The sequence below is a fragment of the Flavobacterium turcicum genome (assembly GCF_011365745.1).
Classification (GTDB): Bacteria; Bacteroidota; Bacteroidia; order Flavobacteriales; family Flavobacteriaceae; genus Flavobacterium; species Flavobacterium turcicum.
In genome coordinates, this window is the sequence record NZ_JAAOBY010000006.1 from 123,166 (window position 1) to 138,877 (window position 15,712).

General features: G+C 34.8%; 8 protein-coding genes. 7 read left to right on the forward strand and 1 reads right to left on the reverse strand.

Going from position 1 to position 15,712, the window contains the following annotated elements; genetic code table 11:
• Positions 1-6: 6 nt before the first annotated feature.
• The 5 genes from G9Q29_RS11320 to G9Q29_RS11340 all read left to right on the forward strand — a co-directional run bounded on the left by G9Q29_RS11320 (position 7) and on the right by G9Q29_RS11340 (position 6,583).
• Positions 7-2,424 carry a YfhO family protein gene (locus tag G9Q29_RS11320; RefSeq protein ID WP_166137314.1) on the forward strand — a complete coding sequence of 806 codons (2,418 nt, stop codon included), beginning with the start codon at positions 7-9 and terminating at the stop codon, positions 2,422-2,424.
• 89 nt (positions 2,425-2,513) lie between these two features.
• A complete protein-coding gene (locus G9Q29_RS11325) occupies positions 2,514-3,803 on the forward strand; it encodes a glycosyltransferase family 4 protein (RefSeq protein ID WP_166137317.1) in 1,290 nt (429 codons plus the stop codon).
• A gap of 40 nt (positions 3,804-3,843) precedes the next feature.
• Positions 3,844-5,313 (forward strand): lipopolysaccharide biosynthesis protein, encoded by a 1,470-nt coding sequence (locus tag G9Q29_RS11330; protein ID WP_166137320.1) that lies wholly within the window; start codon positions 3,844-3,846, stop codon positions 5,311-5,313.
• Between the two features lie 161 nt (positions 5,314-5,474).
• A complete protein-coding gene (locus tag G9Q29_RS11335) occupies positions 5,475-5,783 on the forward strand; it encodes a hypothetical protein (RefSeq protein ID WP_205729861.1) in 309 nt (102 codons plus the stop codon).
• Between the two features lie 38 nt (positions 5,784-5,821).
• On the forward strand, positions 5,822-6,583 hold the full coding sequence (locus G9Q29_RS11340) for a DUF3575 domain-containing protein (protein ID WP_166137323.1): 762 nt from the start codon (positions 5,822-5,824) through the stop codon (positions 6,581-6,583).
• A gap of 72 nt (positions 6,584-6,655) precedes the next feature.
• Here the strand turns inward: G9Q29_RS11340 and uvrA are convergent, their stop codons facing one another.
• On the reverse strand, positions 6,656-9,439 hold the full coding sequence (gene uvrA, locus G9Q29_RS11345; protein ID WP_166137631.1) for an excinuclease ABC subunit UvrA: 2,784 nt from the start codon (positions 9,437-9,439) through the stop codon (positions 6,656-6,658).
• A gap of 182 nt (positions 9,440-9,621) precedes the next feature.
• Between uvrA and G9Q29_RS11350 the strand changes: the two genes are divergently transcribed.
• Together G9Q29_RS11350 and G9Q29_RS11355 are read left to right on the forward strand one after the other, a co-directional pair.
• A complete protein-coding gene (locus G9Q29_RS11350; RefSeq protein WP_317164744.1) occupies positions 9,622-12,423 on the forward strand; it encodes a helix-turn-helix and ligand-binding sensor domain-containing protein in 2,802 nt (933 codons plus the stop codon).
• 236 nt (positions 12,424-12,659) lie between these two features.
• Positions 12,660-15,710, forward strand: coding sequence for a SusC/RagA family TonB-linked outer membrane protein (locus G9Q29_RS11355; protein ID WP_166137327.1), 3,051 nt, complete (start codon positions 12,660-12,662; stop codon positions 15,708-15,710).
• The last annotated feature ends 2 nt before the right edge of the window (positions 15,711-15,712 follow it).

A 15,712-nucleotide genomic window follows, 5' to 3' on the forward strand; every position in this document is an offset into this window, starting at 1 on the left:
TTTACATTGAAAATAGTACAAAAGTTCTATCCGCACGCTCTTGCTTTACTGGGATTCGTTTTGGTCTCTGTTCTTTATTTTTACCCTGTTTTACAAGGTAAACAAATATTTCAATCGGATATTGTTCAATATACCGGAATGGCAAAGGAGCAAAACGACTTCAGAGCGGCTGAAAATATAGAACCTTATTGGACTAATTCTGCTTTTGGCGGAATGCCAACTTATCAATTGGGAGCGCAATATCCGCATGATTACGTGGGAGTTTTAGATGATATTTTGCGTTTTTTACCGCGTCCAGCCGATTATTTATTTTTATATTTCCTAGGTTTTTACGGATTGATGTTAGTGCTTAAGGTAGATCCGCTTAAAGCATTTTTTGGTGCTTTAGCTTTTGGTTTGTCTACATATTTAATCGTAATTCTTGGTGTTGGACATAATGCAAAAGCGCACGCCATTGCCTATATGCCGCTAGTTGTAGCTGGTTTTATACTAGTTTTTCAAAAAAGGTACATCTTGGGTGGATTATTAACATTGATTGCTACAGCTTTAGAGATCAATGCGAACCATTTCCAAATGACGTATTATTTGTTGTTTTTGTTATTATTCGTAGTTGCTTTTTATTCCTATCAATTTATCAAGTCAAAAGATTACAAAGGCTTAGGTATCGCTTTTGGGGTGCTTTTGATTGCTGGAATATTGTCTCTTGGGGCCAACGCTACAAGTCTTTTAGCTACTAAAGAATATACCGATTACAGTATTCGTGGTAAAAGCGAGTTGACTTATAATCCGGATGGCAGTAAAAATGAAACTACTTCGGCTATGTCAACAGAGTATATAACGGAGTACAGTTACGGCATAACAGAAAGTTTTAACTTAATTGCTCCAAGGCTTTTTGGTGGATCAAATAGTGAAGCAGTAGGCACAGATAGCAATGTTTACGAGTATTTAATTGGTCAAGGAGCTCGAGAAGATCAAGTACGAGAGTTTGTAGATGCCATGCCAACCTATTGGGGCGACCAACCAATTGTGGCTGCTCCAGCTTATATTGGCGCAATTGTATTTTTTCTCGCCATTTTAGCTTTGTTTCTTGATAAACGAAAAATTAAATACGTTTTTGCATGTGGTGCTGCCGTAGCATTAATTCTTTCTTGGGGTAAGAACTTTAGCCTAATCACTGACTTTTTTATCTCCTACGTTCCTTTGTATGATAAATTTAGGGCTGTTTCATCGATTCAAGTGGTTTTAGAATTATGTTTCCCTGTTTTGGCAATTATGGGGTTGCAAGCCTTCTTTTTAGCAGATAAAAAAGCGCAATGGAAAGCACTTTATGAGACAACAATTTTAGGTGCAGGTATTCTCATTATTTTATTTTTGAGCAAAGGAATGTTTAATTTCTCAGGGCCATCTGATGCACTTTTTGTTAAAAATTTCGGTCCTGAATTTATAACTGCATTAAAGCAGGATCGTATAAATTTGTATACTGCAGATTTGCTTCGATCTGGATTCTTTATTTTGGTTGCTGCAGGTGTATTATGGTTGTTTATTAAAAACTTTTTTGTGCAACGTACTGCAATTATTCTAGTTGGGCTATTTATGGTTTTCGACTTGTTTTTTGTAGATAAAAAATACGTTTCAGCTAAGGATTTTGTTAGTAAATACGAAGTAGAAGTACCGTTTCAAGAAACGCCTGTTGATAGCCAGATTTTAAAGGATACTACCAATTTCCGAGTATTTGAAGTAGCAAATGTTATGGGTTCGCGTACTTCTTATTTCCACAAATCAATTGGAGGTTATAGTGCGGTACGACCAAGACGCATGCAGCAATTATTGGATTATCAAATAGCCAAAAATAATATTGAAGTACTCAATATGCTTAATGTGGTTTACGTGATTCAAAAGGATGAAAAAGACAATGATTTTGTAGTTGCTAATCCAGATGCAAATGGAAATGCTTGGTTTGTGAGCCAAGTTAAAAAAGTAAATTCTCCTGATGAGGAAATGAAAGCGTTGACAAATTTAAACTCTAAAGAAGTTGCTGTTGTAAACCAGAAGGAGTTTCAAGTTCCGACAGTGGCTTTCGCCAAAGATAGTAGCGCTAGTATTACGTTAGAGAGTTATAATCCGAATGCATTAAAGTATAAATCTGTGAATGCAAACGATGGCTTGGCTGTTTTCTCAGAGATGTATTATGCCGATGGTTGGAATGCCTACATTGATAATAAATTAGTTGATCATTTGCGAGTAGATTATACCTTACGTGGGCTAATGGTTCCAAAAGGAAATCACATTATCGAGTTTAAATTTGAACCTCAAGTGGTAAAAACCGGGAGTACCATAACGCTTATCAGTTCTATTTTAATCTTGCTTTTGATTGTGGCAGGAATTTATTTTGAACGTAAAAAGATTGCAACAGCAAACCAATAAATCGAAATTTTCGTTAGAATTTTCAATAACACTGTTGAACTAATCTTGTTTATTTTGTTGTTGCGTATAAAGTTTAAAAAAAACACATTTTGTCTCAAAAAAAGGTACTTATTATCACGTATTATTGGCCGCCGGCAGGAGGACCAGGAGTGCAACGTTGGTTAAAATTTGTCAAATATTTACCTGAGTTCGGTGTACAACCAATTGTTTATATCCCTGAAAACCCAACGTATCCTATCATTGATGAACAATTGACACAAGAGGTTTCTAATGAGATTGTTATTATTCGAAATAAGATTTTTGAACCTTATCAATTGGCATCGTTTTTATCTAAGAATAAAACGAAAAAGATGAATTCGGGAATTATTCCTAACCAAAAAAAGCAATCATTTCTAGATAAAGCTTTTTTATGGATACGAGGTAATTTGTTTATACCAGATGCACGCGTTTTTTGGGTAAAACCGTCTGTGAACTTTTTACAACAGTACATAAAAGAAAATCAAATTGATACAATTGTAACATCCGGACCGCCACACAGTTTGCATCTTATTGGATTGGAATTACAGAAAAGATTGGCTGTAAAATGGATTGCTGATTTTAGAGATCCTTGGACAACTATTGGCTATCATAAGGCATTACGCTTGTGTAATTTTGCCGCATCGACTCACAAAAAGTTGGAAAAACAAGTTCTGAATGCTGCTGATTCGATTTTAGTAACCAGCAAAACTACGAAAGCTGAGTTTGAAGCGATAACATCAAAACCAATCACAGTAATTACCAATGGCTATGACAGCGAAGAGGTGTCAGCGCAAGTTTTGGATAGTAAGTTTTCATTGGCGCATATTGGTTCATTTTTATCAGAACGTAACCCTTTGGCACTATGGGAAAGTTTGGTAGAATTATGTGAAGAACACGCCACATTCAAATCAGATTTGGAGATAAAGCTAATTGGTGCTGTAAGTCAGGATGTTTTAGGAACTATAGAGCGAGTTGGCTTGAATTCCTACGTGAACAACTTAGGTTATGTGTCGCATAAAGAAGCTATTGCTCACCAACGCAAATCGCAAGTACTACTGCTTATCGAAATAGATTCAGTTGACACCAAAAGTATTATTCCTGGTAAATTATTTGAATATATGGTTTCCAACAGGCCAATAATCGCAATTGGTCCGAAAGATTCTGATTTTGCCGAAATTATTACTCAGACTAATACGGGCGTATTTTTTGAGTACTCAGATAAAGTGAAGCTGAAAAGTGTAATTTTGGACCATTATAACCAATTTTTACAAGGGAAATTACAATCACATCCTGTTGGTTTACAGCAATATTCGCGTAAAAATTTAACTCAAGAACTAGCAATTTTATTAAAAAAAGTCTAAAAATAAAAGCAAAGTAAGTAACACTTTGCACAAAATCACAATGGGAATAGTTCTTAATCAATCTTTAAAAAATACAATAATTACCTATGTAGGTTTTGGTATCGGTGCAATTAATACACTTTATTTATATCCATTTTTTTTAGGAACTGTATTTTATGCTCTAACTAATTACATACTTTCTTGGGCAAATATTATTATGCCTTTGTTAGCCTTTGGGATGCAAAACACTTTAGTAAAGTTTTATACGCAATATGAAACAGAGGAGGAACGCTCTCGTTTTTTATCTTTTACTGTTTTAATTCCTCTATTGTTGTGTGTTCCGTTAGGATTGATAGGATTGTTCTTTTTTGAACCCATTTCGCTATACTTGAGTAAAGAAAACCCTGTTGTTAAAGACTATTTGTGGCTTATTCCATTTATCGGCCTCAGTATGGCTTACTTCGAGATTTTTTATGCTTGGGCTAGAGTACACATGCATTCAGTTTTTGGCAATTTTGTTAAAGAGGTTGGCCTAAGATTATTTTCTTTATTTGCTTTGATTGGAGTTTATTACGGATGGATTTCTGTTGTTGAATTTATTTATGTCACTGCTATTATTTATTTTCTGGCTTTTATTATTACCATGCTTTATGCTTTCCGTATAAAAAAACCTGTGTTCCAGTTCTCTATTCCGCAAAATGTGAAAGATGTTTTAGTGTATACTTTTTTCATTATTTTGTCAGGTAGTGTTGCGGTAATGTTGTTAGATATCGATAAGATAATGCTCAATCAATATATTAAAATTGAGAATATAGCCTATTATTCAGTTGCTACTTACATTGCTTCTGTGATTGCAGTTCCCAGTCGTGCAATGCATCAGATCACTTATCCAATAACTGCTAAATTGATGCATGAGAATAAACATGATGAATTAAATGATTTGTATAAAAAGACTTCTATTAATCTGCAAGTGGTTGGTGGTTTTGTAATGCTGTGTATTTTTGTTAACATCAATCAGCTTTATGTTATGGTTCCAAAAGAATATGGCGGTGGAATTCTTGTGGTATTTTTGATTGGTATATCTAAATATTTTGATTTGATTTTGGGAAATAATAATGCGATTATTTTCAATTCAAAATACTATCGCATGGTCTTGTTTTTAGGATTATTGCTTGTTTTTTTGACAGTTGGGTTAAATATGTTTTTTATACCAAGATTTGCAATTACAGGAACTGCAGTCGCTACGCTTTTATCTATAACTTTATATAGTTTGGCTAAATTACTTTTTGTTGTCAAACGAATGCATTTGTATCCATTTACAAAACAAACTGTGTATTCCTTAGGAATTACGCTCTTACTATTTTTGTTGTTTTATTTTTGGGACTTTTCATTTGTACCAATTTTGAACATCATGTTAAAATCGATATTAATTACAGTTGTTTACATAGGTGTTAACTATAAACTAGTTATTTCTCCCGAGATTAACAATGCTATTGATATGGTTCTAGTTAAGTTGAAAATTCGTTCCTAGTACAGGTAAATAATTACGTTTTTCGTTCTAAAGTCGGTTTTGTAATAAAGCACTTCTTTTTGTGGTGTAAATATCACCTAAAGTTGGTATTGCCAGTCCTGCATTTTGGAGGTAAATTTGCGGAGTTAATTTTTAGCAAATCAAAAAAATTACAACCAAGTATGGAATCAGAAATTATACTTCAAGACGTTTCAGAAGTTCAAAAAAAGAATTTCTATTTTACCTTAAAAAATAAGATTGCAGATGGTTTTGTTATTTTAGAACAAAATGACAAATTGCCTTACATTGTTCTACGCAGAGAAAAACAACAAATTGATCACTTATTTAATTTTGTATTATGTTGTATTACATTGGGGTTATGGTCATTTGTTTGGCTGTATCATGCAAGAGTAAGCGCGAAGCCGCGGGAGATTATTATTGCGATTGATGAGGACGGTAATATTTTTGAAGAAAATTGCTACATGGCGTAAAAAATACTATTTTTGGGTCCATAAACAACCCCAAACCTATGAAAAAAAGTATCCTTTTAGTAGCATTGCTACTTTTGGCCATTGCGCCAGTTGTTGCACAAACAAAAAATGACTCAATTGTAATACCGAAAAACAATTTTAAAATTAGTTTGACAAGTTTGGCATTCAAAAACATTCAACTTCAGTACGAAAGAAGCGTTTCAAAACGAATCGGAATAGTATTAGGTTACAGTTTTATTCCCTCAGGTGCCTTACCGTTCCAAAAAACAATTAATGAATTCGCATCTGATAATCAAGATACACAAGGGATTTTTGAAAACGCTACTTTAGGCTATACAGCGATAACTCCTGAGGTTCGATTTTATCTTGGAAAAGGATACGGAAAAGGATTTTACATTGCTCCTTTTTACAGAAATGTAAAGTATGATATTTCAAATATAAATTTTACGTTTGATACAAGTCAAGTTGGAGCTACACAAGAAAATCTGGCTGTTGGAGGTAAATTAACTGCCAACTCATTCGGGTTACAATTGGGAGCACAATTTAATTTAGGCAAACATTTTATTTTAGATTGGTGGATTGTAGGACCTCATTACGGTACATCTGATGGAAATTTTCAGGGTGTTACAGATCGTGATTTGAATGCTTTTGAGCAAAATGAATTGCGCAACCAATTAGAAGATATTGAGTTACCTTTATCTGATGTGACTTCAACTGTAACTGCTCGTGGAGCAACCATTAAAGTAAGCGGCCCTTGGGGCGGTGTACGCAGTGGTATTAGTTTAGGTTACCGATTTTAAGCAAAGAAAGTTTATCAATAAAAAAAGCCGATTCTTTTAGGGAATCGGCTTTTTGCTTTTATAAATCGGCCTTTATAAAACTGCTTTCAAATAACTTGCAGTAATCGATTTTTTATTTTTTACAATTTGTTCTGGTGTACCAACAGCGAGTAATTGGCCGCCATTTTCGCCTCCTTCTGGACCCAAATCAATAATCCAATCGGCGCACTTAATCAAATCTAAATTGTGTTCAATTACGATGATGGAATGTCCTTTGTCAATTAACGCGTCAAATGAAGCTAAGAGTTTTTTAATATCGTGAAAATGCAGTCCTGTTGTAGGTTCATCAAACACAAACAAAGCTTTGTCTTTTGTGGCTCCTTTGACTAAAAATGAAGCTAATTTGATTCGCTGTGCCTCACCACCAGAAAGGGTAGAAGAGGACTGTCCTAATTGTACATAACCCAAACCTACATCCTGTAATGGCTGTAGTTTTTGAGTGATTTTAGTTTGTTTGTGAGCGGCAAAAAAGGCAAGAGCATCATCTATGGTTAAACTCAATATTTCATGGATGTTTTTGCCCTCAAAAGTCACTTCTAGTACTTCCTTTTTAAAGCGTTTCCCTTGGCAAGTTTCGCAAGGTAATTGAACATCGGCCATAAAGACCATTTCTACATTAATACTACCTTCTCCTTTGCATGTTTCGCAGCGTCCGCCATCTACATTAAATGAGAAATGTTTGGCTTGGTATGCTCTCAGTTTAGAGAGTTTTTCTCGAGCATACAAATCTCTGATATCGTCGTATGCTTTGATATAAGTAACAGGATTAGATCGCGAACTCCGACCAATCGGGTTTTGATCTACATATTCAATGTGTTTTATTTGTGAAAACGAGCCTGTCATTTCACTAAACTGCCCTGCTTTGTCTCCTACATTTTCCAGCTTTTTTTGCATAGCAGGAAACAGAATCTTTTTTATCAAGGTACTTTTTCCACTTCCTGAAACTCCAGTAATAACAGTTAGGACATCTAATGGAAAAGTAACATCTATATTTTGTAAATTATTTTCTCTAGCTCCTTTTATTTCGATATGATTTTTAAACAACCTTCTTTTTTTAGGCACTTCAATGGCTAAATCTCCGTTCAGGTATTTGGCTGTAAGCGAATCGGCTTTCAGAATTTCTGGATAAGTACCTTGCGCCACCAAATTTCCGCCTAATGTTCCTGCTTCGGGACCAATATCAATAATCATATCAGCCGCTTTCATGATGTCCTCGTCGTGTTCTACTACAATTACGGTATTTCCTAAATCACGTAACGAAAGCAATACCTGAATCAATCGTTCGGTATCTTTTGGGTGTAAACCAATACTAGGTTCGTCCAAGATATACATGGATCCTACCAAGCTACTACCAAGAGAAGTTGCTAAATTGATTCGCTGCGACTCACCGCCTGATAAGGTAGCGGAGTTTCGGTTTAAGGTCAAATAATCGAGTCCTACTTGCGTTAAAAATGACAATCGGTTATTGATTTCAACTAGCAATCGTTTGGCAATTTGTTGCTCATAAGTATCTAGTTGAATGTCTTTAAAAAACGTAACCAAGTGTTTTATTGGTAAGTCAACTAAGTCAGAAACAGTTTTTCCGTTAATTTTAACGTAAGAGGCCTCCACACGAAGGCGTTTGCCTTTACATGCCGTACATTTTGTTTTACCTCGGTAACGCGACAGCATTACTCGGTTTTGTATTTTGTAATTTTTCTCTTCTAATTCTTTAAAAAAGGCATTCAAACCAATAAAATAAGAATTTCCAGTCCACAACAACTCTTTTTGTGCGTCGCTCAATTGGTAATAAGGTTTGTGAATAGGGAAATCAAATTTATAAGCTTTGTTAACCAATTCATCTCTGTACCATCCCATACTTTCACCTCGCCACGGATAAATAGCGTTTTCAAATACGGATAAGGTAGTGTTCGGCACAACTAATTCAGCATCTACACCAATAATGTTTCCGTAGCCTTCGCACACCGGACAAGCTCCATATGGATTATTGAAGCTGAATAGATGTACATTGGGCTCTAAAAAAGCAATGCCATCTAACTCAAAATTGTTTGAGAAAGAGTACTTTTTATCGCCGGTTAAGTCTTGCAAATAACAAATTCCTTTCCCTTCAAAAAAGGCAGTCTGAACTGCATCAGCCAATCGGTTAAAGAATTCTTCTTCGTCTTTGACTACAATTCGGTCAACAATTAAAAAGATCGTTTTTTTATCTAAATTATCTGGTAATTCATCAAGTCGAACCATTTCGTTATCAACCAAAATCCTTGCGAAACCTTGCTGCAGGAGTACATTTAATTTGTCTTTGAGAAGTCTGCCTTCTTCGAGATGAATCGGGGCAAGGAGTAGCCATTTACTGTCTAATGGAAGCGATTTTACTTCGTTTACAACATCAGTAACAGTGTTTTTTTTAACCTCTTGACCAGAAATTGGTGAAAATGTACGACCAATACGAGCGTACAACAATTTCATATAATCATAAATCTCGGTTGATGTACCAACTGTTGATCTCGCGTTTGTAGTATTCACTTTTTGCTCAATCGCAATTGCAGGAGCTATACCTTTGATATATTCTACTTTTGGTTTGTCTAAACGACCGAGAAATTGACGTGCATACGATGATAAACTTTCTACATACCTGCGCTGTCCTTCTGCATAAAGCGTATCAAATGCCAAACTAGATTTTCCTGAGCCTGAAAGTCCCGTTATTACAACTAATTTATTACGCGGTATGGCCACATCCACATTTTTTAAATTGTGAACTTGAGCTCCTTTGATAATAATATTTTTCTTTGGATCTAGCTGAGAAAGGTCAATTTGCATACAAATGATAATTTTTACAAAAGTAAGCATTTTTGAACAGAGTTTTGAGCGTGAACAACTCACAAATAATATTTAAAACAGGTATTCTGACAGGTTTAATACGTCATCCCAATTTTATGAGGCTGATATGTGTAATAAATACTATTTTTAGATTTACTTTTGAAAAAATAAACTTTTGAACCTTGAAAACACCTATTTACTTCCTAATTCTATTTTGTTATTCTGTTGCATTTTCGCAGGAATTGCCACCTATTGTAAAGTATAACTCGGCAACTTATGGTGCGGGAAATCAAAACTGGATGATTGCGCAAGATGAAAATCATTTTGTTTTTTTTGCAAACAATGAGGGTTTACTTGAATATAATGGCGCTAGTTGGGAGTTGTATCCTTCGCCAAACGAAACAATTTTACGTTCGGTTAAAGTGATAGGCAATAAAGTTTACACTGGTTGTTACATGGAATTTGGCTTTTGGTCAAGGCAAGCGAACGGAAAATTGAAGTACAATTCGTTAAGTAAAAAGATAAAATCAAAAATTTTAGATGACGAACAGTTTTGGAACATCTTGCAATACGAGCATTGGGTTGTTTTTCAATCGTTAAACAGGATTTATATTTACGACTCAAAATTAAATAGTTTTAAGATTATTAGTCCTAAAAATACGATTACGAAGTCATTTTGGACCAAGAACGGCATCTTTTTTCAAACAGTTAATCAAGGTTTGTTTGAAATAGAGAATGGCAAAGCTCGTTTGGTTTCGAACAGTCCGATTTTACAGAATAATAAAATTGTAAATCTTTTTTCAGATGCGGATGGTTTGCTGATTCAAACGCAGCTAAATGGTTTTTACAAGTTAGTTGGAAATACCGTAACTAAGTTTAGCACCGAAGTAGATGCTGAATTGGCGGCCAGTAGCGTGTATAGTAGTCAACGGCTTTCTGATGGAAGTTTTGCACTGGGAACAGTGTCTAACGGAATTTACATTATTAGTTCTACAGGTCGATTCCAATATCATATCACTCAAAACAAAGGATTAAGTAACAATACTGCACTTTCATTATTTGAGGATGATGATAAAAATTTATGGGTTGGCCTCGATAACGGTATCAATTGTATCAACTTGCAATCTCCTGTTCAAAATTATGTAGACGATACGGGTACTTTAGGAACAGTTTACGCTTCAAAGTTGTACAAAGGAATCCTTTACATTGGTACCAACCAAGGTTTGTTTTACAAAAAATATGGTGGTAATGATTCTTTTAAGTTCATTCCAGGAACTAAGGGGCAAGTATGGTCGTTATTCACTTTTGACAATACTTTATTTTGTGGCCATGACTCGGGTACTTTTGTTGTTGATATAGGAGTAGCACAATCTATTTTTTCGGCCTCAGGAACATGGAAATTTGAGTCTGTTCCTAACCAAAAGGGACTCTTGCTACAAGGAAATTATTACGGAATTTCAGTCCTACAAAAGACTGCTTCTGGTTGGCGTTTTAAAAACAAAATCGCCGGTTTTAATAATTCTTCAAAATATTTTGAAGCTACTGCGAAAAATCAAATTTTTATAAGCCACGAATATAAAGGAGTCTATCGCTTAAACGTGGACGCTAACTGGAGCAAAATTACATCTTTATACACGTATCAATCTCCGAGCAAAGGCAAACATGCCAGTTTAACGCAATTTAATAATGCTATTTATTACGCTAACAAGCAAGGGATATATAAATTGAATGTAGCAACCAATCAATTTGCTAAAGACAGTTTGTTAAGTAATGTATTTGCCAAAGACGAATACACCTCAGGTAAGTTAATTGTAGACGAGTCGAACAAAATCTGGCTTTTTTCTAAAAATTACATCCACTATTTTTCAATTGGCAAATTAAGTAGCCAACTAAAACAAAATGTAATCCCAATTCCAGCATTTTTAACCAATTCGATGTTAGGATATGAAAACATAACTCAAATTTCTAATGCAAATTATTTAATAGGAACAACAGACGGTTACTACATTTTAAATCTGAATGATTTGACTTTTAAAAACTACAAAGTTGCTATTACGTCAGTTACAATCAACAAACAGAACGAGGCTAATAAAAATCAAGAAATTCAGGGCAAAGGTCTTTTTAAATATGATGAAAACAACATTACGATAAATTACACCGTTCCGGAGTACAATAAGTACATTAATACAGAATTTCAATATCTGTTGACAGGTTTTCAAGAAGAGTGGAGCGAATGGAATTCTAAAACGTCTATTAATTTTAAAAATTTACCACCAGGTGATTATGTTCTAAAAGTACGTGCCAAATATGCCAATGGTACGCTTGATGAGGGTGTAAGTTATAGTTTTACGGTAAAAAAACCTTGGTATTTAACCAACCTTGCTTTGCTGATTTATTTCGTTCTCTTTGTCATTTCAGCTAGATTCATCCACAAAGCATACAAAAAATATTATCAAGAAAAAGAGCTTAAGTTAATTGAAGAAAATAATCTTTTGTTGGAGATTAAAGAGTTAGAAAATGAACAAGAACTCATGCGCGTGCGCAACGAACAGCTTTCTCGCGATGTAGATACCAAAAACAGAGAACTAGCGGTGTCAACCATGAGTTTAAACAGTAAAAATGAATTGCTCGCTTTTATAAAAGAAGATTTAAAGAAAACTTCCGAAGAGGGAAGTAAAAGCATTAAATCTGTTATTTCTACAATCAATAAAAACATTTCTGAAGGCGATAGTTGGAGCGTTTTTAAAGAAGCTTTTGATAATGCTGATAAAGATTTCTTGAAGAAAGTAAAAGACGCACATCCAAATTTAACTCCAAACGATTTACGATTGTGCGCTTACTTACGATTGAATCTTTCGTCTAAGGAAGTTGCTCCATTGTTAAACATCTCTGTTCGAAGTGTCGAAATTAAAAGATATCGTTTGCGTAAAAAGATGGGATTATCACATGAACAAGGACTTGTTGAGTATATTTTAGCTGTATAGGTGAGTCGAATTTAATGGATATTACCTATACATCACCACAACATTAACGTTATTGTTGGATGATTTAACATTTTTGTGGGGGATATTTTTCTGTAAAAAGGCTCGCTTTTCAATGTATGTTTGGAGATTCTAAATTAATTAGATGTTTTTTTGCATTGTATGTTTTTTGTTGAGGTTCTTTTTGATTTATTATTAGTTGTTACTGCTAATTTTATCATTCACAAAAAACACAAATTATGAAGTCAAACTATCTACTCATTCTTTTTCTATTTCTGACCTCCTTTGGTTTTGCCCAAGGAAATGATATAGGAGGAGTTGTTAAAGAAGCAGGTTCTGGTTTACCTATTCCAGGAGTAAACATTCAAGTTAAAAATGCAACCTCAGGAACATCCACAGACATGGATGGACGTTTCTCTATTAAAAACGTGCCAGCAGGAGCAACTTTAGTGTTTTCATACGTTGGATACAAAAACCTTGAATTTAAAGTTACCTCTATAGATAATGCATTGAATATTGTGATGCAAGAGGATTCAAAAGTACTTGACGAGGTAGTCGTGATTGGTTACGGAAGTCAAAAAAAGCGTGAAGTAACTGGTGCTGTTTCAGTAGTGGACAGTAAAACTCTTGAAACATTAAAGCCCGTTCGTGTTGAGCAAGCCCTTCAAGGTACCGTTTCGGGAGTGAATGTAACTACTACATCAGGTGCTCCGGGTGCTTCATTAGATATCAGAATTAGAGGTATTGCTACCAATGGTGAGAACAGACCTACTACAATCATTGACGGTTATGTAGGAGAGTTGGGCTTATTAAATCCTAATGACATTGAATCGATCACTGTCTTGAAGGATGCTCAAGCAGCCATTTATGGAACAATTGGTGCTAATGGTATTATTTTAATTACGACAAAGTCTGGTAAAAAGAATTCCAAAGGTAAATTAAGTTACAATACTTACACTGGTTTTCAAGAAACATCAAGATCACTACCAACATTAAATGCTACTGAGTATGCTTTACTTTTAAATGAAAGTTATGCTAATGGTGGTGCTGCCATTCCTTTTACTAATGTATCAGGTTTAGGTAAAGGTACTGATTGGCAAAAAGAGATTTTTAGTACCAATGTCCCAGTTATAAGCCATGATTTGTCTTTTTCAGGTGGTTCTGATAAAATTACTTATTCTGTGAGTGGTTCACACATTGATCAAGAGGGAATTATCGGTCGAGCAAAATCAGGTTTTTTAAGAAATACTGCCAGAATTGGACTAAGTGCAGATGTTACTGATAAACTGAAATTGAAGACCAATGTAATTTACACTTACTTTAATAGAAAATCTTTAAATGAAAACGGACTAGGTTCAGTTTTATTCAATGCCTTGAATTTACCAGCAACACTTGCGCCTTATGATGCAAATGGCAATTTTACCAAAGTGCCAAGCCCAGCAGGTTTGGGTTTTGAAATTATCAACCCTCTAGAGCAAATGGCTAATACTTACAATGACTACAATTTCAAAAAAATCAACGGAAATTTTGGTTTAGAGTACAAAGCATTTAAAAATTTTGTGATTTCTAGTACCATTGGTTTCAATACAGCGAACAGTGAAGCAAAATCTTTTGCAAAGCAAGTATCCTACGGTGGTAAAGTTTTTGATGTATTGCGTAGTTCAGTATCTCAAAATGCGATTAATGATAACGATTATTCTTTCGATTTATTCGGAACTTACTCAAACAAATTTGGTGAAAATCATAATGTAACTGCAACGATAGGTAACACCATTTACAAGTCGTTTGGTAATGGTTTGTTTGCAACAGGATATGATGTGCCCTATAATTCATGGGAATTTGCTGATATTACTCTAACAAGAGGTGTTCCGCCGGAAGGTACGATTCCAGTTGGGTCTTATGTTTACGATGAGCGCAGACTGTCTTACTTTGCAAGAGGACAATATGATTATAAAGGAAAGTATTTATTCTCCGCTATGATTCGAAGAGATGCTTCAACAAAATTTGGTCCGGGTAACAGAGTGGGTTATTTCCCTTCATTAACTGCGGGTTGGGTAATTTCTGATGAAGGTTTTTTTGGAAAAGACAAACTTGTTAATTTTATGAAATTAAGAGGAAGTTATGGAACATTGGGTAATGACCAAATTCAAAATAATGGATACATTTCTCAATTAACTGGTGAGGCAACTTATGTTTTTGATGGGACTTTAATTAACGGTTTGGCTACGGGACAAATTCCTAATCCAAATTTAAAATGGGAAGAAGCTAGGAAATTTGATGTTGGTTTAGATTTGAGATTACTAAATGACAAAGTTTCAATTGTGGCTGATTATTTTATTGACACAAGAGCTGATTTATTGATCACTAATATACCAGTTTCTGGTATTAATGGAACCGCAGCGCCAGGAGCGTCTTCACCAACAATAAATGGAGGTACTGTGAGAAATTCAGGATTTGAGTTTGCTGTTGATTATAAAAATAAATTCTCGGATAGTTTTTCAGTTAATTTAGGGTACAATGTTACTTTTATTAAAAATGAAGTTCTAAGCACAAATGGAGTACCATTTATACCAAACGGATCTTTCGGGGTAGGTCAACAAGCACCATCAAGAATGCAAGTAGGTTTGCCAATCGGATATTTTTATGGTTATAAAACGGATGGAATCTTCCAAAATCAAGCTGAGGTCGATGCACATCCATCTCAATTAGCACTTGGTGCTGAAGCTAGTCCTGGAGATTTACGATTTGTAGATGTTAATGGTGATGGTACTTTAGACGACAAAGACAGAACCAACATCGGTGATCCTATTCCAACAGCAACAATGGGTTTCAATATTCAAATGAATTACAAGCAATTTGATTTTGCCATGTATACATTTGCTTCCGTTGGTAATGATATTGTTCGTAACTACGAAAGAAACCTTACAGATGTCAATAGATTAAACTACGTTTTAGGCCGTTGGACAGGTGAAGGAAGTACAAACTCGATTCCAAGAGTAACTACTGGAGCTACTGGAAATTCAAATTTCTCAAGCTATTTTGTAGAAGACGGATCTTATGCACGAATTCAAAATATTCAGTTAGGCTATTCAGTAAAACCGAGTTTTGTAGAAAAAGCGGGTATTTCAAAAGTACGTTTATACGCAGCGGTAAACAACCTTTATACATTTACAAAGTACCGTGGTTATGATCCAGGTGCTTCAAATGGAGCTCCAATTGGTGGAGGTATTGACAATGGTTTTTACCCTATTCCAAGAACCTATTTGTTAGGTTTAAATCTTAATTTTTAATT

Excerpts from the sequence above, each read along its gene's own strand:
- G9Q29_RS11330 (WP_166137320.1), top strand. The coding sequence starts at position 3,844 with ATGGGAATAGTTCTTAATCAATCTTTAAAAAATACAATAATTACCTAT.
- G9Q29_RS11335 (WP_205729861.1), top strand. The coding sequence starts at position 5,475 with ATGGAATCAGAAATTATACTTCAAGACGTTTCAGAAGTTCAAAAAAAG.
- G9Q29_RS11340 (WP_166137323.1), top strand. The coding sequence starts at position 5,822 with ATGAAAAAAAGTATCCTTTTAGTAGCATTGCTACTTTTGGCCATTGCG.
- uvrA (WP_166137631.1), bottom strand. The coding sequence starts at position 9,439 with ATGCAAATTGACCTTTCTCAGCTAGATCCAAAGAAAAATATTATTATC.
- G9Q29_RS11355 (WP_166137327.1), top strand. The coding sequence starts at position 12,660 with ATGAAGTCAAACTATCTACTCATTCTTTTTCTATTTCTGACCTCCTTT.